Source organism: Sporosarcina ureae, from assembly GCF_002101375.1.
In the GTDB taxonomy this organism is placed as follows: domain Bacteria; phylum Bacillota; class Bacilli; order Bacillales_A; family Planococcaceae; genus Sporosarcina; species Sporosarcina ureae_B.
In genome coordinates, this window is record NZ_CP015207.1 from 2796298 (window position 1) to 2817567 (window position 21270).

The 21270-nt window shown below is 43.2% G+C and carries 22 protein-coding genes; 16 read left to right on the forward strand and 6 right to left on the reverse strand.

What is annotated here, in order from left to right; translation table 11 throughout:
• Positions 1 to 104: 104 nt before the first annotated feature.
• From SporoP8_RS16980 to SporoP8_RS13640, 3 genes are all read right to left on the reverse strand, one after another.
• Positions 105 to 158: a YjcZ family sporulation protein gene (locus SporoP8_RS16980; RefSeq protein ID WP_233190510.1), complete on the reverse strand. Its 54-nt coding sequence runs from the start codon at positions 156 to 158 to the stop codon at positions 105 to 107.
• A 134-nt stretch (positions 159 to 292) separates the two neighbouring features.
• Entirely contained in the window at positions 293 to 421 is a 129-nt protein-coding gene (locus SporoP8_RS13635) for a YjcZ family sporulation protein (protein WP_085133013.1), read from the reverse strand.
• A 113-nt stretch (positions 422 to 534) separates the two neighbouring features.
• A complete protein-coding gene (locus SporoP8_RS13640) occupies positions 535 to 2502 on the reverse strand; it encodes a methyl-accepting chemotaxis protein (RefSeq protein ID WP_085133014.1) in 1968 nt (655 codons plus the stop codon).
• Between the two features lie 447 nt (positions 2503 to 2949).
• Here SporoP8_RS13640 and SporoP8_RS13645 point away from each other — a divergent pair, with 447 nt between their 5' ends.
• From SporoP8_RS13645 to hpf, 5 genes are all read left to right on the forward strand, one after another.
• A complete protein-coding gene (locus SporoP8_RS13645) occupies positions 2950 to 4494 on the forward strand; it encodes a flagellar hook-associated protein 2 (RefSeq protein WP_085133015.1) in 1545 nt (514 codons plus the stop codon).
• A 33-nt stretch (positions 4495 to 4527) separates the two neighbouring features.
• Positions 4528 to 4929, forward strand: coding sequence for a flagellar export chaperone FliS (fliS, locus tag SporoP8_RS13650; protein WP_085133016.1), 402 nt, complete (start codon positions 4528 to 4530; stop codon positions 4927 to 4929).
• On the forward strand, positions 4926 to 5279 hold the full coding sequence (locus SporoP8_RS13655) for a flagellar protein FliT (RefSeq protein WP_085133017.1): 354 nt from the start codon (positions 4926 to 4928) through the stop codon (positions 5277 to 5279). Before fliS ends, SporoP8_RS13655 begins: the two co-directional genes overlap by 4 nt.
• Before the next feature lie 67 nt (positions 5280 to 5346).
• Positions 5347 to 5718 (forward strand): PilZ domain-containing protein, encoded by a 372-nt coding sequence (locus SporoP8_RS13660; RefSeq protein WP_158232428.1) that lies wholly within the window; start codon positions 5347 to 5349, stop codon positions 5716 to 5718.
• Positions 5719 to 5836: 118 nt separating this feature from the next.
• Positions 5837 to 6391: a ribosome hibernation-promoting factor, HPF/YfiA family gene (hpf, locus tag SporoP8_RS13665; protein WP_085133019.1), complete on the forward strand. Its 555-nt coding sequence runs from the start codon at positions 5837 to 5839 to the stop codon at positions 6389 to 6391.
• A 292-nt stretch (positions 6392 to 6683) separates the two neighbouring features.
• Here the strand turns inward: hpf and SporoP8_RS13675 are convergent, their stop codons facing one another.
• Positions 6684 to 6911 (reverse strand): hypothetical protein, encoded by a 228-nt coding sequence (locus SporoP8_RS13675; RefSeq protein ID WP_085133021.1) that lies wholly within the window; start codon positions 6909 to 6911, stop codon positions 6684 to 6686.
• Positions 6912 to 7867: 956 nt separating this feature from the next.
• Between SporoP8_RS13675 and secA the strand changes: the two genes are divergently transcribed.
• From secA to SporoP8_RS13735, 11 genes are all read left to right on the forward strand, one after another.
• Positions 7868 to 10366: a preprotein translocase subunit SecA gene (secA, locus tag SporoP8_RS13685; protein ID WP_085133023.1), complete on the forward strand. Its 2499-nt coding sequence runs from the start codon at positions 7868 to 7870 to the stop codon at positions 10364 to 10366.
• A 33-nt stretch (positions 10367 to 10399) separates the two neighbouring features.
• Positions 10400 to 11501, forward strand: a protein-coding gene (gene prfB, locus SporoP8_RS13690; protein ID WP_157111293.1) for a peptide chain release factor 2 whose coding sequence is annotated in 2 segments (ribosomal slippage) — positions 10400 to 10471 and positions 10473 to 11501 — 1101 coding nt in all. Because the reading frame shifts where the segments join, the coding sequence is not laid out codon by codon here.
• A gap of 702 nt (positions 11502 to 12203) precedes the next feature.
• Positions 12204 to 12548 carry a cytochrome c551 gene (cccB, locus tag SporoP8_RS13695; protein WP_085133025.1) on the forward strand — a complete coding sequence of 115 codons (345 nt, stop codon included), beginning with the start codon at positions 12204 to 12206 and terminating at the stop codon, positions 12546 to 12548.
• A gap of 198 nt (positions 12549 to 12746) precedes the next feature.
• Entirely contained in the window at positions 12747 to 13433 is a 687-nt protein-coding gene (ftsE, locus tag SporoP8_RS13700; RefSeq protein WP_085133026.1) for a cell division ATP-binding protein FtsE, read from the forward strand.
• Positions 13423 to 14307, forward strand: coding sequence for a permease-like cell division protein FtsX (gene ftsX, locus SporoP8_RS13705; protein WP_085133027.1), 885 nt, complete (start codon positions 13423 to 13425; stop codon positions 14305 to 14307). The genes ftsE and ftsX overlap by 11 nt, the downstream gene beginning before the upstream one ends.
• Before the next feature lie 25 nt (positions 14308 to 14332).
• Entirely contained in the window at positions 14333 to 15646 is a 1314-nt protein-coding gene (locus SporoP8_RS13710; protein ID WP_232319162.1) for a murein hydrolase activator EnvC family protein, read from the forward strand.
• A 73-nt stretch (positions 15647 to 15719) separates the two neighbouring features.
• Positions 15720 to 16373, forward strand: coding sequence for a hypothetical protein (locus SporoP8_RS13715; protein ID WP_085133028.1), 654 nt, complete (start codon positions 15720 to 15722; stop codon positions 16371 to 16373).
• Positions 16370 to 16957 carry a peroxiredoxin family protein gene (locus SporoP8_RS13720; protein ID WP_085133029.1) on the forward strand — a complete coding sequence of 196 codons (588 nt, stop codon included), beginning with the start codon at positions 16370 to 16372 and terminating at the stop codon, positions 16955 to 16957. The genes SporoP8_RS13715 and SporoP8_RS13720 overlap by 4 nt, the downstream gene beginning before the upstream one ends.
• A gap of 70 nt (positions 16958 to 17027) precedes the next feature.
• Positions 17028 to 18455: a S41 family peptidase gene (locus SporoP8_RS13725; RefSeq protein ID WP_085133030.1), complete on the forward strand. Its 1428-nt coding sequence runs from the start codon at positions 17028 to 17030 to the stop codon at positions 18453 to 18455.
• A 171-nt stretch (positions 18456 to 18626) separates the two neighbouring features.
• Complete coding sequence (locus SporoP8_RS13730; RefSeq protein ID WP_085133031.1) at positions 18627 to 19799, forward strand: PDZ domain-containing protein; 1173 nt, start codon at positions 18627 to 18629, stop codon at positions 19797 to 19799.
• 14 nt (positions 19800 to 19813) lie between these two features.
• Positions 19814 to 20065 (forward strand): CsbA family protein, encoded by a 252-nt coding sequence (locus tag SporoP8_RS13735; protein ID WP_085133032.1) that lies wholly within the window; start codon positions 19814 to 19816, stop codon positions 20063 to 20065.
• Positions 20066 to 20175: 110 nt separating this feature from the next.
• Here SporoP8_RS13735 and SporoP8_RS13740 read toward each other — a convergent pair whose 3' ends face one another.
• A complete protein-coding gene (locus SporoP8_RS13740; protein WP_085133033.1) occupies positions 20176 to 20478 on the reverse strand; it encodes an AzlD domain-containing protein in 303 nt (100 codons plus the stop codon).
• On the reverse strand, positions 20478 to 21212 hold the full coding sequence (locus SporoP8_RS13745; protein WP_085133034.1) for an AzlC family ABC transporter permease: 735 nt from the start codon (positions 21210 to 21212) through the stop codon (positions 20478 to 20480). Before SporoP8_RS13745 ends, SporoP8_RS13740 begins: the two co-directional genes overlap by 1 nt.
• Positions 21213 to 21270 lie beyond the last annotated feature (58 nt).

Below are 21270 nucleotides of genomic sequence, written 5' to 3' on the forward strand. Positions count from 1 at the left end.
TATTGTACCTAATTTGATATCGGCTAAATTTCCTATATGTTCATCGTTTTATAAAGAAAAGTGAAGAAACCTGTCGAAAAATCGACAGGTTTCTTCTTCACGTCTTATAGGCAAGCGGCGCCTACAATAATCAGTAAGATAAATAGTACAACAATCAATGCGAATCCGTTACCCGAAGAACCGCATGAGCCGTACGATCCACCAGTATCACAACCAGATCCTCCGTAACCGCCACCACCGTGTCCATATCCACCGAATCCAAACATGTCTCCACCTCCATTTTTTTAAGTAATTAGCAACCGTAACCCATAAATCCTGCACCGACAATGATCAATAAGATAAACAGAACAACGATCATTGAAAAGCCGAAGCCGCCTTCATAACCGCCGCCGTATCCAGATCCTTTAACTGATTCTCCCATAATGATTTCACCTCCAAATGTGGAACTACCCTTATTCTATGCAGAGATTCTCAGAGTGCCTTGGCTTTTATAAAAAAATCCGCCAATCCTTCAAAAAGGAAAGGCGGATCTTGTTAGATTTTGAATCGTTCCACGGCAGTACTAAGGTCTTCACTCAACTGCGTCAAGGCTTCAGCCGCTTCGGCAACAGAGCCGATTGCGTGGAGTTGTTCATCAGAAGAAGCGCTCACTTCTTCACAAGCAGCTGCCGATTCTTCTGTTGTAGATAGTAAAATTTGAATTTGCGTAGATACATCGTTTTTATGGGTATCCATTTCTTGAAGAGCAGTAGTGACTTGATGAATGCGAGATTGCATATCGCCGATGAAACTGGAAATACTCTCGAAAATTCCTTCCGTATCTTGTACGACTGTGCTTTGGCGTTCGAACGTATTCCGCGTATTGTCCATTTGCTCGATGACATGCTGCGTGCCGTTTTGCAGTTCATGAATGGTAGAACGTACTTGTTCAGCAGATCTCGCGGATTGTTCCGCTAATTGACGGACTTCGTTTGCTACTACTGCAAAGCCTTTACCGTGTTCACCTGCCCTCGCTGCTTCAATACTGGCATTTAACGCGAGTAAATTCGTTTGGGAAGAGATCGATGTGATGGCGTCTATGACGGAACTGATCGCTTTCACTTTATCTTCTAATGAGCCAATCATGCCGCCCATTTGATGCAAGTCTTGATTCCAGTTATTGAAAGAAGAGTTTAAAATACTCATTTGCGCGCGACCTTTTGCATTGAATGTGACAGCTTCTGTTGCCAAGCTCGCCATTTCGCTGGCTGTATCATTGGCTTCTTGAATTTGCTGATTCAATAACTCCGCACGAGTCGTCACGGTTTCCGCATTTTCCGCAGACTCGACAACGCCTCTAGTGATTTCTGCCAAAGCACTCGCGATTTCTTCACTTGTCGCATTGGTTTCTTCAGATACTGCACTCAAGTTTTGGGAACTCGCCAGTACATTCGATGCGGAATGCGTAACGGTTGTGATTAAACTGTTCATTTGGTCCAGCATCTTATCAAAACCTGCAGCCAGTTCTCCAATTTCATCTGTGGAATGGAAGTTCGCCCTAACCGTTAAATCACCGTCCGCTACTTGTTGCACGGTTTCTTGTAAACGGAAAATCGGCTTCAGTAGTCGACTGATGAAAATGAATAGAATGATGGCAAGTAACGTCAATGTCACGACAGCCGCAATGATCATGACGTTTCGTAAACCTGTTGCGAGAGATTGCATGTTTTTCTGATCATAGATGACACCGAGTTTCCAGTCGAAGTTCGGAATCGTCGTGAACATGTCCACTTTTTTGACGCCTTCTTGCTCAAATGTATGGTGGCCAGCTGGCTCTTTGTACATGTCAGCTACATAATCACGATCCATGACATTCTCTCCGACGAGTGAAGGGTGGGCGATAGCCGTACCTTCTGAATCGAGAATGAATGCATAACCGCCGTGGGGGATAGTTGTCGCCGAGATACCTTCGGACATGGTGGATAATTGAATATCAATTCCCGCCACACCAACAAGTTTATCGCCATTCATCACGGCTTTTGAAGCACTAATGACAAAATTACCCGTCGCTTCGTCAATATACGGTTTGGTCCAATGTACTTGTTCCGTTTCTGCTACCGCCTGTTGATACCATTCACGTTCAGTCGGATCAAACTCTGTCAAATCCACGTAAGGCCGAATCATCGTTTCTTTGGTCGCAAAGCTAAGATATGTACTAGAAACATCGGGGTATGTATCCAATGTGTGAGTGAGTGCTTTTACGACTTCTGCTCCGCCTGTTGTGGCGGTTGCATTCGTATAATCAGATGAATCGGTCAGCAACTCTAACCCTTTACTGTATTGCCGCAAATCCGCTTCAATGGACGCACTCATTTCAGTTAGCAGCGTACTGCTCGATTCTGTCAGGTTTTTCTCTGTGCGTTCTTTCACTAACCAGCTACTAATTCCTGTCATGGTCAAGACTCCGCCAGCAACTAGGACGAGGACAAGAAGAATCATTTTCGTTTTGATGGAATGAAACATGGATGTATGCTCCTTTACTCTTATAGATTGTCCTTATCATACATTACTTTCGACTGTTCTAATAGTCTGATTTTCATAACGTTGAAAATATTTATTCATATAAGAAAGAAGTAGCAAAAAATTTATTCCGTCATCAACAACTAAAAAATAAATCCGCTATGAATCTATAGAAGAAAAACTGGCGTTACACTCAACATCGCGTATTTCAATCCGATACTATATGTAATGATTGTTCATTGAAGACGGGGTATCAGTATGATTAACCGAATTGACGAAAGCCCCGCAACCCAACCAGTGCAAACATCATATGAGAGTGGGTACGCTGAAAATAGAAGAGGTAGTTCGTGAAATACCGCTCAAAAAATTACTCAATATACACGTAGCAAGGAAAGACTTTATTGGATTATTAATCGATCATAAAATATAACGAAAAAGGTGTGAGGCACGATGAGAATCGGCGGATTGGCATCGGGAATCGATACAGAATCAATCATCAGAGACATGATGAAAGCGCATCGGATTCCTCTTGATAAAATTACACAAAAGAAACAATACACACAATGGCAACTGGACGATTACCGTTCCATGAACCGGGACTTGAGAAAATCAAGTGATAAGCTGTTTGACACGGTCATGAAGCAAAGTACGTATATGAAGAAAAACGTCAGCGTGTCTGATGATAAAGCGGTTAGTATTACAGCAAAAGGTTCTACTTCTGACTTTTCGGGGACGATTGAAGTGAAACAATTGGCTACGCAGGCCACTTTACAGAGTGGCGTACTGAAGCATGACAGTGAAAAAATTTCAGATGAACAGGCAAAGACATTAGAATTTAAAGATATGAAGAATGCAGATGGTAGCTCTCTGATTTCAGGCAAAGATACATTAAAGATTACAGCACCGGGGAAAGATACAGTCGATATTGAGGTACTTGACACAGATACGATTGATTCACTCCTAGCAAAAATTAATGAAAAATCAGGTGTTAGTGCATTCTTTGACTCAGGTACTGGAAAGATTGCGTTGAGTGCTAAGGACAGTGGTTCAGGTGAGATAAAATTATCAGGTGACATAGCTGATAATCTAAAATTAAATGCTCCATCTCCACCAAACCCTGATAATCCAGATGCCTTAGTTCCTCTTTTTGATCCTGAAGGACCTAGATCAACAGCAGGCGTAGATGCAAAGTTTACTTTTAATGGACTAGAAACAACACGAGCATCTAATACATTCACTATAAATGGATTTGAAGTATCGCTAAAGCAAAAAACGGATTCTCCGGTGACGTTTAGCTCATCCACAGATACTGATAAGGTTCTAGATTCAGTAGTAGAATTCGTCAATGACTATAACGAAATGATTGAAAATCTAAACAGCAAAATCAAAGAAAAACAATTCAAGTCCTTCCATCCATTATCGGCTGAAGAAAAAGCGGATATGAAAGAAAAAGAAATTGAGCTATGGGAAGAAAAGGCCAAAAGTGGTACCTTAAAGGGCGATCCGGCACTTTCTTCTATGTTAAATAATCTACGTTCTATTATGAGTAGTACTGTTACCTCTACTGATAAAGATGGAAAAGAAATTCAAATAAGTCTCAAAGATTTAGGAATAGAACCATCAAAGAACTATTTAGATAACGGTAAATTAACCATTAATGAAGATACATTACGTACCAAAATTTCAGAAAATCCAAATGCAGTTTATGATTTAATTGGTGGAAAAGACAATGGGATTGCACAAAAGTATCGTACCGAACTACAAGAAGCTCAAAAAAAGATTACCGTCAAAGCGGGTAGTTCAACAGCGGTAAACGATAGTTTTGCTCTTGGTCGCTCCCTCAAAAACATGGACAAACAAATCGAGCGTTTTGAAACGAAGCTTCAAATGATGGAAAGCCGCTACTACAAGCAGTTTAACGCGATGGAGCAAGCAATTCAGCGTGCCAATTCCCAGTCGGCTGCGTTAATGAGTGCACTTGGCGGCGGCATGTAATGCAACTTAGCTAGAAAAAGGAGAATGACAAACATGGCTACTAACAACCCTTATGCAGCATATCAAACAAATACGGTGACGACTTCAACGCCTGGTGAGCTAACTTTAATGCTTTATAACGGATGCCTTAAATTTATTCAGCAAGGGAAGATGGAGCTGGCTAAAGGTAATTTAGAGCAAAAAAATATTGCGATTCAAAAAGCACAAGCAATCGTGACTGAATTGATGTTGACATTGGATACATCCTATGACGTATCCAAAAACATGCTTGTTCTGTACGAATTCGTTAATAGTCGATTGATCGATGGTAATATCCAAAATGATCCAGCAATGTTTGAAGAAGCGGCAGGAATTATTACAGAGTTCCGCGATACGTGGAAACAAGTAATCCAGATCAATCGTTCGAAACAATACTCGAACGTGAGTGAAATATGATCCGACCTGCCATGACGATGTGGCGTGACCGTTCTCTTAAATTGATTGCGCTAGTAAAGATAACAGATGAAGAAAAGCGTGATGAAGTCATCGAGCAAATAGACAAGATACTGAATGAACGTGATCTGTTACAGACACAAATCGTTCAGCCTTTCACCGCAGAAGAAGAGGAGTTTGGTAAGGAATTGATTCGTTTAGAGAAAGATGTACAGACTAGTCTGGAACGCTTCACACATACCATTCGAACAAATATTTCAGAAGCCCAAGCCAAAAAAGAAAACATGAATAGCTATGTAAATCCATATGGTAAGATGTCTCAAGACGGTGCTTATTTCGATTCGAAGCACTGATGACCGGAAGAGAGGAATCTCTTTCGGTTTTTTTACATATAGGTATTCAACAGAAAGGAATAATCCTATGCGTTATAATCGCCATGACTACTTTCGTTACTCGTTCAATCCCTACATACCGGCCACATTTCGGATTCAATTAAATAATGAAGAGAAAAGTCTGTCCAATGAAGGACACTGTGAAATTTTGGATATCAGCACAGGCGGAGTGAAGTTCGTGACGCATCTCGATTTGCCTGTTCGTTCAGAAATTCTTGCATTGCAATTGGAATTCACAATATATAAGCAACCCATTGAAATTTTAGGTAATGTGGCTTGGAAAAAAGAAACCGAATATGGCTTTGAGTATGGATTCGAGTTTGGGGAAGAGCAGAAAATGGATGCGCTGATCACCGAGGAATTAAAACATCATGCCCGTAAAGCGAAAGAAACAGAGTAAAACCCACATGAATCAGAAGTTTCTTTACAATTCCGCATATTTCTTACGTTTTAGAAAGGATATTAAGGGTACTATGAAGAAGTAAGGTAGTGAGGGTTTAAACAAAGGAGGAGTTCATATGTTAGACTTCAATATTCGCGGTGAAAACGTCGAGGTAACTCCGGCGATCAGAGAGTACGTTGAAAAGAAAGTTGAGAAACTGGAGCGTTACTTTTCAGAAGGTGTAAACGCTACAGCTAATGTTAACTTGAAAGTGTATAGTGATAAGCAAACAAAAGTGGAAATTACGATTCCAATGAAGAATTTGACACTTCGCGCAGAGGAGCGTCACAACGATATGTATGCAGCTGTGGATTTAATCGTCGACAAGCTAGAACGTCAAATTCGTAAATATAAAACGCGTGTTAATCGTAAGTCACGTGAGCGTGAAGGTGTAGCGGCTTTCTTCCAGTCGGTTGATAACAATAATACCGAAGTGCTTGAGGACGATGCTGAGTTCGACGTAGTACGTACAAAGCAGTTCGATTTGAAGCCGATGGATCAAGAAGAAGCGATTCTTCAGATGAACATGCTAGGCCACAGTTTCTTCATCTTCACAGATGCAGATTCTGACGGCACGCACATTGTCTACAAGCGTAAAGACGGCAAATATGGTCTAATTGAAACTAACTAATACGCAACCTGAAAAGTCCAGCCTTGGCTGGGCTTTTTTGTTTTTGAACTTTTTTTAAGTTTGTTATGTTTAAGAGCAAGTGCTTTGGAGTGGTGAGTGAGTTTGTGAGTGTGAGGGGATGGAAGCTCCAGTTGGGGACGCTTTCCTGAGGGCGTGGCCCGAGCCGCTTCCCTCACTTCGTTCAGTCCAGGGTCTCGAACTCACGCTGATCCTCCAGGAGTCGCCCCAACTTCCGCTTCCATCCTACGTGGATAGTGGAGGAACGAAGGTTAATCACTGTAGAAAGTGTAAATTATTGGTGCCTTAAAACTTGTTGAAGTTCCAGTTCCAGTTCCGGTTCCGGTTCCGGTTCAAGTTCAAGTGTAAGTGGCCGGGGTGAGTATGAGGGGATTGCAGCTCCAGCTGGCGGACGCTTTCTGGAGGGCGCGGCCCGAGCCAAGTGAACAGCAAAGGGTTCGCTTTGCCGTATTTCTGTGTACTTTGCAGAAATTAAGGCACCTGTCCAGGGTCTCGAACTCACGCTGATCCTCCAGGAGTCGCCGCAACTTCCGCTTCCATCCTACGTGGATAGTGGAGGAACGAAGGTTAATCACTGTAGAAAGTGTAAATTATTGGTGCCTTAAAACTTGTTGAAGTTCCAGTTCCGGTTCAAGTTCAAGTGTAAGTGGCCGGGGTGAGTATGAGGGGATTGAAGCTCCAGCTGGCGGACGCTTTCTGGAGGGCGCGGCCCGAGCCTCCTCGTCCGCTGCGCTTCCTGCGGGGTCTCGAACTCGCGCTGATCCTCCCAGAGTCGCCGCCAGCTTCCGCTTCAATCCTACGTTGATGGTGGAGGTACGCAGATCAATCACTGTAGATAGTGTGTTAATTATTGTTGTCTTGGAACTCATTTAAGTTCAAAAGCAAGAGTGGTGGAGTGGTGAGGGGATGGAAGCTCCAGTTGGGGACGCTTTCTGTCCAGGGTCTCGAACTCGCGCTGATCCTCCCAGAGTCGCCGCCAGCTTCCGCTTCCATCCTACGTTGATGGTGGAGGCACGTAGATCAATCCCTGTAGATAGTGTGTTAATTATTGTTCTGTCTGGACTTATTTCAGTTCAAGTAAAGAAGTTCAACACCTATTACAACACTAATTTTAATGCACAACAAAAAGTATCATCCGCTCACATTGCAAGGGATTGGCGCGTAGGAGGGGCGACTCTGGGAGGATCAGGACGATCAGGTGAGACAACCAAGGGAGCTTGCGACTGGTTGGCTCACCGCGTCCCCTCCAGAACGCGTCCCCTCCGAAGCGCCAATCCCTACCCCAACACTCCATCAAGCCTACCCCAGTCAAACTTAGGAAAAAAGATACAGCGCACCATTTGCACCTAGCTTTTTACAATGTTAAAATGGAGTGTGACTCAAATATACCTAGACAACGAACTTACAACTGGCAGGTGCGTCCTGCTAATTGATGAAGCTATGAGGATGTGACAATAAATGCTTGGCGTATTGAATAAAATGTTCGACCCAAACAAACGTGACCTAAAACGACTTGAGAAAATTGCCGATCAAGTAGAACTATTGGCTGAGGATATGGAAAAACTGTCAGACGAACAACTGACAGCGAAAACAGATGAATTCAAAGAGCGCTATCAGCAAGGTGAAACCATTGAAGAACTGCAACCAGAAGCGTTTGCTGTCGTACGTGAAGCTTCTCGCCGCGTACTCGGGTTATATCCGTTCCGCGTGCAAATCATGGGTGCTGCAGCTCTGAACGAAGGGAATATCGCAGAGATGAAGACCGGTGAGGGGAAGACGTTGACTTCTACACTCGCCGTTTATTTGAATGCACTGACTGCCAAAGGCGTCCACGTAGTAACAGTCAACGAATACTTGGCTAGCCGTGATGCGGAAGAAATGGGGCAGTTGTATTCGTTTCTTGGCATGACTGTAGGCTTGAACTTGAACAGTCTCAGCAAAGAAGAAAAACGTGAAGCGTATGAAGCGGACATTACGTACAGCACGAACAACGAGCTCGGTTTCGACTATTTGCGTGACAATATGGTGCTTTATAATGAACATAAAGTACAGCGCCCACTTCATTTCGCCGTAATTGACGAAGTGGACTCCATTTTAGTCGATGAAGCACGTACACCGCTGATCATCTCGGGTCAAGCAGCGAAAGCACAGGAATTATATCGATTAGCCAATCGCTTTGTGATCACGCTGAAAAAAGAAGAAGATTACTCATTTGATGAGTCGACTAAAGGTGTTGTGTTAACAGAACAAGGTATTGAAGCGGCTGAGAAAGCATTTAGTATCGATAACTTATTCGACCTGCAACACGTGACGCTAAACCATGCAATCAATCAGTCATTAAAAGCGCATGTAAGTATGCATAATGACGTAGACTATGTTGTGGAAGAAGGCGAAGTGGTCATCGTTGACTCCTTCACGGGACGCTTGATGAAAGGCCGTCGGTATAGTGATGGTTTGCACCAAGCGATTGAAGCGAAAGAAGGGCTTGAAGTTCAGAACGAGTCGATGACATTGGCGACGATTACGTTCCAGAACTATTTCCGTATGTATGAAAAGCTTTCTGGGATGACAGGTACAGCGAAGACAGAGGAAGAAGAGTTCCGCAACATCTACAATATGAACGTGATTGCGATTCCGACCAATCAACCGATTGCTCGTGATGACCGCCCAGACTTGATCTTTGCATCGATGGATGGAAAGTATAAAGCGGTCGCGGAAGATATTAGAGATCGACACCAAAAAGGCCAGCCAGTGCTAGTTGGTACAGTAGCGATTGAAACGTCAGAAATCATTTCAGCCTTCTTGAAAAAGTACGGCATTCCGCATAATGTCTTGAACGCGAAAAATCACGAGCGAGAAGCCGAAATCATTCAAGACGCCGGTAAAAAAGGTGCTGTAACGATCGCAACCAACATGGCTGGTCGTGGTACGGACATTAAACTGGGTGATCATATCCAAGACGTTGGCGGTTTAGCGGTCATCGGTACGGAGCGCCATGAGTCACGACGAATTGATAATCAGCTTCGTGGACGTTCAGGGCGTCAAGGAGACCCAGGTGTTACGCAATTCTATCTATCATTAGAAGATGAATTAATGCGTCGTTTCGGTTCTGAACAAATGAAATCGATGATGACCAAACTCGGTATGGACGATGAAACACCGATCCAGTCGAAAATGGTGTCACGTTCAGTGGAATCGGCTCAGAAACGCGTAGAAGGGAATAACTTTGATTCACGGAAACGTTTATTACAGTATGATGATGTACTTCGTCAGCAGCGTGAAGTGATTTACAAAGAGCGTAATGAAGTTCTTGGCTCAGAAAATATTCGCCCAGTTCTTGAGAATATGTTGAATTCGGTTATTGAACGCGTTGTGGCGATCCACACTGCAGACAATACCGTATATTCCAAAGGCTTGAAAGACTATCTCGAAGCGAACTTACTGGCTGAAGATACTGTGACAATCGAAGATTTGGAAGGTAAAACACCAGAAGAGTTGCAAACATTTATTCACGAATTGGTCATTGCACGCTATAATGAGAAAGAGCAAGAAATGTCCGAAGAACGTATGCGTGAATTCGAGAAGGTAGTCTTGTTGCGTGCGATTGATACCAAGTGGATGGATCATATCGATGCGATGGATCAGCTTCGTAACGGAATTCATTTACGTGCCTATGGACAAAGTGATCCACTTCGTGAATACCAGGCAGAAGGATTTGCGATGTTTGAAGATATGCTAATTGCCATCGAAAACGATGCGACGAAGTATGTCATGAAGGCAGAAATCCGCAATAACTTGGAGCGCGAAGAAGTAGCAAAAGGTCAAGCGAACAACCCGAAAGAAGACGGCGCACCGGTTGCTAAAAAGCCGATCCGACGTACTGTCAATATCGGACGTAACGAACCTTGTCCGTGTGGTAGCGGTAAGAAGTACAAGAACTGCCACGGCAAAGCATAAAGAGAAACAACCACTCAGGAGGAAACCATTATGATAGAATTATCCGATGTTCGCAACGATCTCGACAAAACAGCTAAGAAATTAGCGGACTTTAGGGGGTCTCTTTGACTTAGAAAACAAAGAGGCTAGCATGCAGGAATTAGATGAAATGATGTTGGAGCCAGGATTCTGGGATGACCAAGACGCGGCTCAGAAAGTTATTTCACAATCGAATGCATTGAAAGACATTGTCGGCGAATATAACGCATTGAACGAGACACAAGAGAATTTGGAAATGACGCTTGAACTTTTGCGAGAAGAAGCGGACGAAGAGTTACAAGAAGATCTCATTTCCGAATTAAAAGAGTTCAAAAAGAAGATGGAACAATTCGATCTTCAAATGTTATTGAGCGATGAATTTGATAAAAATAATGCAGTAGTTGAAATACACTCAGGCGCAGGCGGCACCGAGTCCCAAGACTGGGCTTCGATGTTGCTTCGTATGTATACACGCTGGGCTGAGCACCACGGCTTTAAAGTCGAAACTCTCGATTATCAAGCAGGTGACGAAGCGGGCGTGAAGTCTGTCACACTCGGAATTAAAGGGCATAATGCATATGGCTACTTGAAAGCGGAGAAAGGTGTGCACCGACTCGTTCGGATCTCTCCATTTGACTCTTCAGGTAGACGTCATACATCCTTCTCTTCCATTGAAGTCATGCCGGAGTTTGACGGCGACATCGAATTGGATTTGAAGACGGAAGATATCAAAATTGATACGTACCGTTCAAGCGGTGCCGGCGGACAGCACGTCAATACGACGGATTCCGCTGTACGTATGACTCACATTCCAACGGGTGCGATTGTTACGTGTCAAACGGAACGTTCACAAATTAAGAACCGGGAGCGTGCGATGAATCTTTTGAAGGCGAAGATTTACCAGATTCGCGTGGAAGAAGAGGAAGCACGTTTAGCGGATATCCGTGGCGAGCAGAAGGAAATTGGTTGGGGCAGTCAAATTCGTTCATATGTTTTCCATCCCTATTCTATGGTGAAAGATCACCGTACGAATGAGGAGACGGGTAACGTTGGTTCTGTGATGGACGGCGAGATCGATCAGTTTATCAATGCATATTTGCGTTCTAGAATTTCTTGATTATAGAAAGGCAGCCGAGCGGGTCATTTTTTCATGACTTGGTTCGGCTGTTTTTTTACAGAGTAGCTCATTTGCGTATGTAGTGAAGGATAAACTATATAAGTCGAACAAATGATTTGTTACTTAATAGTACTAAGTTGCTTGGAGTGCAAGGCGGCGACTCCTGGGGGATTAGCGTGCGCCTTGAGACCCCGGCCAGATGCCTTAATTTCTGCAAAGTACACAGAAATACGGCAAAGCGAACCCTTCGCTGTTCGCTTGGCTCAAGCCACGCCCCCCGGAAAGCGTCCGCCTGGAACGGAAAGCAACGGTTGGTACCGTCCATTTCTTTAATTCATCTTATATAGTAGCTTTGTGATCATATGTGAACTTTTGTCACATTTGTCGTTTGAATATTACAAAGACGTTACAATATTACAGACTGTAACAAAGAGTGATTTCTTTTCATGCCAAATCACGTGGAAGACGGTAAATTTCCTCGCTATTTTCATCATGTGACCAAATGTAATGTTTACTTACCGGATATTTGGTCAATACTATATATGTACTTCCTACCAAAGCGTCTTTTTATGGGATGAAATAGACAAAATACACGATTATCCTGGATAATTTGTAACTTTATGATCTCTATTCACCATAAATCGATTAATATTTGGTATACTACTATATGTTAGAAAAAATTAAGTAAAAGGAGGGTATTACATGAAGAACAAACTATTAGCTACACTCTTCGGAGCAGCACTAGTTCTCGGCGCTTGTGGTGGAGGCGACGATAACGCTTCAGAACCAAATAATGACGCGACAAACGACAACGGCGCGGCTACTACTGATGTAGATGCAGAAGCAGTTGTACAACAAAGCTGTGCATCATGTCACGGAGGAAACTTAGAAGGTGGAGCAGGTCCAGCACTTGATAAAATCGGTGCAACACTTTCTGAAGAAGAAATCCACGACGTGATCGTTAACGGTAAAGGCGCTATGCCTCCTGGTGTTATTAAAGGCGAAGAAGCAGACGCAGTTGCTGCTTGGTTAGCTGAAAAGAAATAATAACAATTCAATCAATCGTCTCCAAGACTTCCTTGGGGACGATTTTTTTGTACATATAACTACTAAAATAAACCAATTTTTACTATTTATCTAGCTTAATCAATTGATACATAACTGTAATACATGGTAGAGTCAAGGCCATGCTATAATAAAAATGGCGAATATGAGAGAAAAACAAAATTCAGGTGGTTATGATGTATGATTGTAATGAAAAATGTATACAAAAAGTACCCGAATGGTGTTGTAGCCTCTAACGGAATTCACGTCGAAATCGAAAAAGGGGAATTTGTATATGTTGTCGGACCGAGTGGCGCGGGTAAATCCACGTTCATTAAAATGATGTATCGTGAAGAAGTCCCGTCTAGTGGATTGATTTACTTCAATAATACGGAACTGACAAAAATGCAAAGAAGAGATGTCCCTTATTTGAGAAGACAAATTGGCGTAGTATTCCAGGATTTTAAACTACTGCCAAAACTGACTGTCTACGAAAATGTTGCGTATGCGCTAGAGGTAATTGAAGAATCACCGAGCGTCATTCGTCAAAAAGTGACAGAAGTTCTGAAATTAGTAGGGCTCACCAAGAAAACGAGAATGTTTCCAAATGAACTGTCAGGTGGCGAACAACAACGCGTATCGATTGCGCGATCGATCGTTAATAAACCGAAGCTCGTCATTGCAGACGAACCGACAGGGAATTTAGATCCAGAGACTTCATGGGAGATCATGAAGATTTTTGAACGGATAAATGCACAAGGCACAACGATCATTATGGCAACACATAATAAAGATATTGTGGATAATCAACCACATCGCGTGATACAGATCGAAGGCGGACTCATCACACGAGATGAGAACGAAGGAGAATACTCCAATGAAATCTAGAACAGTACGACGTCATATTCGGGAAAGTTTCAAAAGCTTAAGTCGAAATGGTTGGATGACTTTTGCATCAGTTAGCGCAGTGACCGTGACTTTACTATTAATCGGCGTATTCATCGTCATCATGATGAACTTGAATCAACTGGCTGATAACATCGAAAATGATGTAGAAATCAAAGTAGTCGCGGAACCAGGTGCTAGTAAAGATGAAGTCCAAGAACTATTGAAGGAAGTCAAAGAAACCCCAGGTGTTGCCGAAGTCAAGTATTCCTCGCGAAAACAGGAATTGGAGCAAATGATTCAGTCATTTGGTGATGAGTTGGCGCTCTATAAACAGGACAATCCCCTCGGTGATGCATTATATGTTAAAGCGGATAATCCCAAAAACACAGCATCCATCGCAAATGAAATTGCCACGTACCCGCATACTTTTGACGTGGAATACGGTGAAGGTAAGGTAGAAAAACTTTTCCATGTCTTAAAAATAGGACGAAACATCGGACTGGGCTTAATATTGGCATTGCTGTTTACTGCTATGTTCCTCATATCGAATACGATCCGACTCACCATTGTGGCGAGACGTACAGAAATCGATATTATGAAACTGGTTGGTGCAACAGATAGTTTCGTACGGATTCCTTTCATGCTCGAAGGCGTGTGGCTTGGAATTTTCGGTGCGATCCTTCCGATGGCTTTGATGACGACATTTTATTCGAAGTTGTATAGTTTCTGGGAAGGTCGTTTGCAAAATCAATTATTCCATTTGCTTGACCCTAACCCATTCCTATTACAATTGAACTTTTTACTACTATTCGTCGCCGTCTTTATTGGTGTCTGGGGTAGTTTCATGTCAGTCAGGAAATTCTTGAAATCGTAAGTTTGACTAAGGAGAGAACTAGGATTTGATAAAAAGACATAGAATCGTTTCAAGTGTCCTTGCGATTTGTTTGCTTACCACGACGGTTGGCAGTGCAGATGTATTCGCAGACTCTCTGAAAGATTTGCAGAATGAAAAAAATGCAGCAGAAATCAAAAAGAAAAGTTTAGATTCTACTATCCAGAAAAAAGAAATTCAAATACAGGAGAAGCAGTCGGAAGTCGATGTACTGGTCTCCCAAATTAAAAAACTGAATGACAAAATTGAAGAAACCAATCAAAATATGGATCGGATCATTGCAGAAATGAATCAGACTCAAATTGAAATTGATGAACTTCAGTCTTCTATTAAAGAATTAGAGATTCGGATTAAACAACGAGACGAAGTTTTACGTGAGCGTGTTCGCGTGATGCAAGTCAAGGGGAATAAAGTCAGTTATTTGGACGTGCTTCTTGGTGCTAACAGCTTCGCGGATTTCATTGATCGCTTCTCGGCAGTATCTACATTGATGGATGCAGATCGAAAAATCATTCAACAACAAGAAGAAGATATAGCGCTGTTAGAAGAAGAAAAGAAACTGGTAGAGCAGAAATTAGCTGAACAAAAAGAGCGCAAGCAAAAAATTCAAGCAATGAAAGACGAATTGCATAATAAAAAGCTCGAAAAAAGAGAAGTGGTAAATAAGCTTGAAAAGAGTCAGGAAAAACTTTCAAGTGAAAAAGGCGCGTTAGAAGAAGAATATAGCGAAACGGTAGCATTCAGTTCTGAATTGGAAAAGAAAATTATCGCAGAACAAAATCGTTTGGCAGAAGTCGCTCGCAAAGAACAAGCGAGAAAGCAAAAGTTGCAGCAAGAAAGATTGGCAGCAGCAGCTGCGGCAAACAGTGGTTCGCCAAGTTCCATTGCCGCTCCGCCTGTCTCAAGCGGCTCTTGGACAAAACCGACAACGGGTAGGTTCAGTTCAGGATTTGGCTGGCGGATTCACCCGATATCGAAAGTGAAAAAACAACACCGTGGAATGGACATTAGCGCACCAACAGGAACTCCAGTTGTAGCAGCAGGAGATGGTGTCGTATCGTACGCGGGCAGTATGGACGGATTGGGTAACGTGGTCATGATCACGCACTCCATGAAAGGTCAGATTTTGACGACGGTCTATGCTCACCTATCAACTATTGGTACAAGCTCAGGACAATCTGTCGATAAAGGTCAACTCATTGGAGCGGTCGGTTCGACAGGAAACTCTACAGGTCCGCATTTGCATTTTGAAGTGCATGTAGGAAACTTCTCCGCGACAGGTCCAAGTGCAGTCAATCCTTTGCATTACGTTTCTTTTTAATATAGCATAAACTGAAAACCTGCCTGAATAGGTAGGTTTTCATATGTTTATAGAAAGAATAGGGGGAGTGACGATGCCGGTTACGCAGTATTATCCAATCGGTTCGATTACGATGCCGTCTTCTTGGATTGCGTTCATTGCGGGTTTCATAGTGACCTATCTTTTCATTCGATTATACGTTGGTAAAGTACATGGCGAACGAATCGGTGATCTATTTTTCTATATCGTAATCATTTGGAAATTGTCAGTGATTGTAACAGACTTTTCGTTGGTCATGAAAAATCCGCTCTCTATCCTTTATTTTCACGGAGGGACGTTCGGCTGGATACTCGGGCTAGTCGTAGCCAGTGTATGGATGCTCCGTCGAGTATATAAAGAGAAGTGGGAGCGTATCGATAAATGGTCGGTATTGCTTGCATTGATTTGTTGGCAGGTTGTCTACCAAATCGCTATGACATTTCTTAATGAAGGCAGTCTGGTAGTGAAAAGCGCAACGGTTCTATTATTTATCGCCGTCTTTGTATTGTCCTGGTGGTGTCAACAAAAGAAAGTCAATACAGTGAGCGACCTTGCGGGTGTCTTGATAGCGGTTCATTTTTTTGTGTCAGCCATCCAAGGAAATCTACTGAACACAGCATTCATCACGACCATTTTCATCGGTTTGTTACTGTTTGGAATAGATAGAGCTACGGCACAACCAATTAGTGGAAAGGAAGAGGTAGAGTGAGTAGGAAAACGCTTGGATATATCATCACGGCATGTATCATCGGTACGTTAATCTTCATCATGGTAGAAAATACAGTCGGACAGAAAAAAGCGGTAGAAACTCCGATTACACAAGTGAATCCGGAAGATGCAGTGCAAGGGGAAGAAGAAGGTTTAGAGCAATATTCACCTGCCCCGGACTTTACATTGGAAACTCTTGCAGGCGAAACGGTGACGCTTTCCGAGTTAAAAGGGAAAAAAGTGATTTTGAACTTCTGGGCGACATGGTGTCCTCCATGTAAAGCAGAAATGCCGCATATGGAAAGCTTTTATTCGAAGCTTACGGATGAAGACCAAATAGAACTCATCGCAGTCAACGTCACGGAATCCGAGAGACGTGGGATAGGTGAAGTAGAAACGTTTGTAGATTCTTATGGATTAAGCTTCCCGATTCCGTTAGATCAAACAGCGGAAGTCACACATAAATATGGTGTAATCTCGATGCCTACAACGTTTATGATTGATACGCAAGGGCGCATTGCACAAAAAGTCGTGGGACCATTAGATGAAAAAACGTTGAATGAATTAGTCGACTTCATGGACTGAAAAAAGAGTCTGTTCTCGTGTCGTAACTTCTTGTCTTTCTTCATATAGTGAAGAGAGGAGGAGGTTATGAATGCGTAAGAGCAGGCTTTTTTTGGCGGGGGTGTTATTACTGATCGGCGCCATATGGCTAAATGGCTGTGGAAAGCAAGAAGCTGCAAAGAATGAGTCGATCAGTAAGTTGCCTGTAGTGGATGAAGTGTTCGAAAAGATTCAGGAGAGAGCAGTGTATCCAGTCAAGAAGGACGAGCTGATTGAAGGGGCATTGCGTGGGATGACCGATACGATCGGCGACCCGTATTCGACGTACTTGACCGAACAGGAAGCGGAGTCTCACCGGGAATCACTCGCAGGATCACGTGTCGGGATTGGTGCGGAAATGACACGGACGAACGGTAAGTATGTTGTTGTAGCTCCAGTAAAAGGAGGCCCAGCGGAAAAAGCGGGATTACAGCCTTATGATGAAATTGTGCGTGTCAACGGTGAACGGTTGGCCAATGAAACACTACGTGATGTAGTCAATATGATACGAGGCGAAAAAGGGACGGAAGTGAAGTTGACTATTTTCCGACCTGAAGCGGATAAGCATATGGAATTCACGATCACACGCGATCATATGCCTGTGCAGTCTGTTTCGCATCAGCTAATTAAAGAACGGGATGCTAAGCTCGGGTACATAGCGCTAAGCATGTTTGGTGAAGAGACAGCAAAAGAGTGGCAAAAGGCTACGTCTGATGTCATCAAAAAAGGTGCCCAAGCTATCATCATCGATGTGCGCGGTAATCCGGGCGGCTATTTGAAGGCTGTATCCGAAATTTCCAGTAGTCTATTAGAAGAAGATCGAACGTTTGTCGTGATGCAAGATGCACAAGGGAATTTAACGCCTGTTTCAACGGAGAAAGACGACAAGCTTTCATTCAATGAACGTTTGAAACAAATTCCGATTGTCATCGTACAAGATGTTGGTAGTGCGTCGGCGAGTGAAGTGTTGAGTGCAGCGATCAAAGATCTGAAACGCGGTGAGATCATCGGCACAACCAGTTTCGGAAAAGGAACTGTACAAGAAACGATGGAATTATCCAATGGCGGAGAATTGAAGCTATCGACGAGTAAATGGTTGACGCCTAAAGAGAAGTGGATTCATGGCAAAGGAGTCACAGCGGATATTGAAGTAAAACAGAATACGTTATTCACAGAGCACTTGCAAATGGTGACGGATACGATGAAAGAAGGGCATTTCAATGACCAAGTTGCATATGCGCAACGCATGCTCAAAGCATTTGATCATCGTCCAGGTAGAACAGATGGCTATTTCGATCGTGAAACGGCAGAAGCAGTACATGCATTTCGTGCGGAGTATGAAATTAAAGAAGGCTATGATATGGACAGAGAATTCTTCATGGCATTAAAAACGGCTGCAGAAGAATATCGAGCGGAGCCAAAGAACGACAAACAGTTACGTATGGCGGTCGATTTCCTCGTCAATGAATTGGGGAAATAATAGCAGAGGCGGTTCGACAAGGTCTTGGAAACAAGACTTGCGGACAGCCTCTTTTTTTTCATGCAATTTAGCTTAAATTGGAACTTCCTTAAGAACTCTCTCGCTATTTTCCTTCTTTTTTTGTACAATGAAGAAAAGAGCTATAAAGACAAGCGAGAAAGGTGACAGAAGATGTCTAGCGAACTATTACTTAATTTAAAAGATGCATTACTTTACTTTTTTCTGAATCCAGTCTGGCTAATCGCTTTAGTGGCTGCCTATATGCTTGGCAGTAAACGCGTAAGTCGCGAGCGAACAGATTTCAATGTGGGCATCAACAAAGGTTCTACTGAAATGAAACACATTCTTTCAGTAGGTTGGTTGCACGGTCTCGTGTTATCGATTCTGATTGCCGGTGTTGGGTTGATCGTCGATTTTAACTGGATCATTCTTTTATCCATTGTCATGTTGCTCGTTATTGTATCATTCTCCTATAAACTAGCATCACCGATTTATTATGTTACTATCGCGTTTTTTGCGCTATGGGCATTGGATCGTTTTGCGGGAGACTTTTCAATCGGCACATGGTTCGTTCAAGAAGACTTGGACTTCTTCGGTACATTAGCTATTACGGTACCGATTATTGCGGGATTATTGTTAATTTCGGAAGGCTTATTAGTTCGTCGTCACGCGGCGCGTCATACGTCTCCATCATTCGTTCCGACACAACGCGGCATGCGTGGTGCAATTTATCAGTCGAAATTACTTTGGCTCGTGCCAGTGGTATTTATAGTACCCGGACATATGGTAGCGGAAATTGCTCCATACTGGCCGCAATTCACACTAGGCTCAGAGCAATTTTCATTCATTCCGGTACCTATAGTCATCGGCTTCTCGCAATGGGTTCGTTCTACGTTCCCGGACGTGCTACTTCCTAAAATGGGAAAAGCGATTGCTTGGCTCGGTGTGGCTGTCGCGGTAGTAGGTATTGGTGCAATTTGGATGCCTGTGCTTGGTTGGGCAGCATTGCTTGCAGGGGTCTTATGCCGTATCTTGTTGAGCGCTATGATTTCACTATCAGAACGCAATAAGCAAGTATTGTTAGTGCCTCAATCAGAAGGTGTCTATGTAGTAGCGGTTCTTAACGATTCGCCAGCAGAGAAAATGGGCATAGTCCCAGGTGATTTGATCAAGTCGGTAAACGGCATTTCGATTCATAATGAAGATGAATTATATGATGCCATCCAAGTCAATGCTGCACACTGTCGTTTGCAAGTAATCGGCCGTGATCAAGAAGTACGTCTAAAGCAACAAGTGCTGTTCCGTCATGACCACTTCCGTCTAGGTATTGTGGTTGTGCGTTAAAAGGGGAGAACAATATGCATGATTTCGAAACGAAGTTACTGTTTGCGATGTTGTTGCCAGGGATTTTAGTTGTATTTTTTACGCGCGTGACATTTCATCACGTCGTTGGATTAATATTGACATTGTCGCTCATCGCAGCGTCGGTCTATGCAGGATATACGCATAACTGGTTGTTGTATGTAGCGGATGCAGTGTCTTTGACAGTAGGTTTTTGGTTTGCGTCGCGCATGGTGAAGAATGCGCGACTGAATCAAGCCGAGGAGTGAAAAAGCGGTTTTCAAAGAGCATATATGCTTTGAAAACCGCTTTTTTATTTCGAATACTAGCTAGTCGCTGTTTTAATTGTCTACGCTGTGGGGAATAGTGAGAGTAAGAGTCAAAATAGACTGTACACTGCGAGTGCTGCAATGGTACCAATCACGACAAACATCACGTCGAGGCCGAAGAAGGCTAGTGTAAACGCTGTGATCGCGCCTATTATGCCGAAGAGAATATCATCTTGGATATGTAAAATAGCCGGGAAAATCAGTGCACCGAGCACTGCATATGGAATATTGCGCAACACACCGCTAACGATTGGCGGTAATTCCTTGCCGTCGAGAATGGTCAACGGAATCATTCGAGGCACATATGTGGCGACGGCCATGCCAAGCAACATCCACCAATACGTAGATCCCATCAGTTTACCTCCTTTTGTTCAGTAAAGCGATCAACGTTCTTATTACTCTTTACATAAAGAATCTCAACAACTATTGCGGAAGCGAGCGTCGCGACCAAGATCGACCATCCGGTAGAGAGTAAATGTGTGTAATACAGTGTGCAATGAATGGCTGCTGCAATCACTGCGAGCAACACTACTTTGCGATTGCCTTTCATAGAAGGGACGAGCAAGCCAATGAACATCGCATACAGTGCAACTGACATCGCTTTTTGTAGAAATTGCGGTAAGTTCGCTCCAATGACGTGTCCTACTGCTGTAAAGATCACCCAACTACTATAGGCAATCAAGGCAACGCCAAACGCAAAAGCGGTCGTGACTTGTCGATTCTTTTGGGTGGCAAGAACGGAAAATGTTTCATCAGTGATTCCAAATGCATAGACAGCTTTCTTCCATTTTGGTGCGGCTTCCACTTTTTCACTTAGAGCAGCCGTCATGAGAAAGTGCCTAATATTGACGATGAATGTATTCGTCACGATGAGCCACGGCGCAACGCCGGACGCGAGTAAGCTGAGTGCCATATATTGTGCTGCTCCTGCATAGACAAATAAACTCATTGCGGTTGCTTCAATAATAGAGAGGCCGGTCGTTTTAGCGAGCAGTCCGAATGTCAGCGCAACGGGAAAATAGCCGATGGCAATGCTCGATCCTGCTTTCAGGCCATGAGAAAAGGTTGTATTCACTAGGCAGCCCATCTTTCTTTTACCAATCTAGGAGCTAGTATACTATAACTCAACAAATTCTACAGCGATA

What these genes read in the sequence shown, in the direction of transcription:
- SporoP8_RS13635 (WP_085133013.1), bottom strand. Translation starts at nt 421, where the DNA reads ATGGGAGAATCAGTTAAAGGATCTGGATACGGCGGCGGTTATGAAGGC.
- SporoP8_RS13640 (WP_085133014.1), bottom strand. Translation starts at nt 2,502, where the DNA reads ATGTTTCATTCCATCAAAACGAAAATGATTCTTCTTGTCCTCGTCCTA.
- SporoP8_RS13645 (WP_085133015.1), top strand. Translation starts at nt 2,950, where the DNA reads ATGAGAATCGGCGGATTGGCATCGGGAATCGATACAGAATCAATCATC.
- fliS (WP_085133016.1), top strand. Translation starts at nt 4,528, where the DNA reads ATGGCTACTAACAACCCTTATGCAGCATATCAAACAAATACGGTGACG.
- SporoP8_RS13655 (WP_085133017.1), top strand. Translation starts at nt 4,926, where the DNA reads ATGATCCGACCTGCCATGACGATGTGGCGTGACCGTTCTCTTAAATTG.
- SporoP8_RS13660 (WP_158232428.1), top strand. Translation starts at nt 5,347, where the DNA reads ATGCGTTATAATCGCCATGACTACTTTCGTTACTCGTTCAATCCCTAC.
- hpf (WP_085133019.1), top strand. Translation starts at nt 5,837, where the DNA reads ATGTTAGACTTCAATATTCGCGGTGAAAACGTCGAGGTAACTCCGGCG.
- secA (WP_085133023.1), top strand. Translation starts at nt 7,868, where the DNA reads ATGCTTGGCGTATTGAATAAAATGTTCGACCCAAACAAACGTGACCTA.
- cccB (WP_085133025.1), top strand. Translation starts at nt 12,204, where the DNA reads ATGAAGAACAAACTATTAGCTACACTCTTCGGAGCAGCACTAGTTCTC.
- ftsE (WP_085133026.1), top strand. Translation starts at nt 12,747, where the DNA reads ATGATTGTAATGAAAAATGTATACAAAAAGTACCCGAATGGTGTTGTA.
- ftsX (WP_085133027.1), top strand. Translation starts at nt 13,423, where the DNA reads ATGAAATCTAGAACAGTACGACGTCATATTCGGGAAAGTTTCAAAAGC.
- SporoP8_RS13715 (WP_085133028.1), top strand. Translation starts at nt 15,720, where the DNA reads ATGCCGGTTACGCAGTATTATCCAATCGGTTCGATTACGATGCCGTCT.
- SporoP8_RS13725 (WP_085133030.1), top strand. Translation starts at nt 17,028, where the DNA reads ATGCGTAAGAGCAGGCTTTTTTTGGCGGGGGTGTTATTACTGATCGGC.
- SporoP8_RS13730 (WP_085133031.1), top strand. Translation starts at nt 18,627, where the DNA reads ATGTCTAGCGAACTATTACTTAATTTAAAAGATGCATTACTTTACTTT.
- SporoP8_RS13735 (WP_085133032.1), top strand. Translation starts at nt 19,814, where the DNA reads ATGCATGATTTCGAAACGAAGTTACTGTTTGCGATGTTGTTGCCAGGG.
- SporoP8_RS13740 (WP_085133033.1), bottom strand. Translation starts at nt 20,478, where the DNA reads ATGGGATCTACGTATTGGTGGATGTTGCTTGGCATGGCCGTCGCCACA.
- SporoP8_RS13745 (WP_085133034.1), bottom strand. Translation starts at nt 21,212, where the DNA reads ATGGGCTGCCTAGTGAATACAACCTTTTCTCATGGCCTGAAAGCAGGA.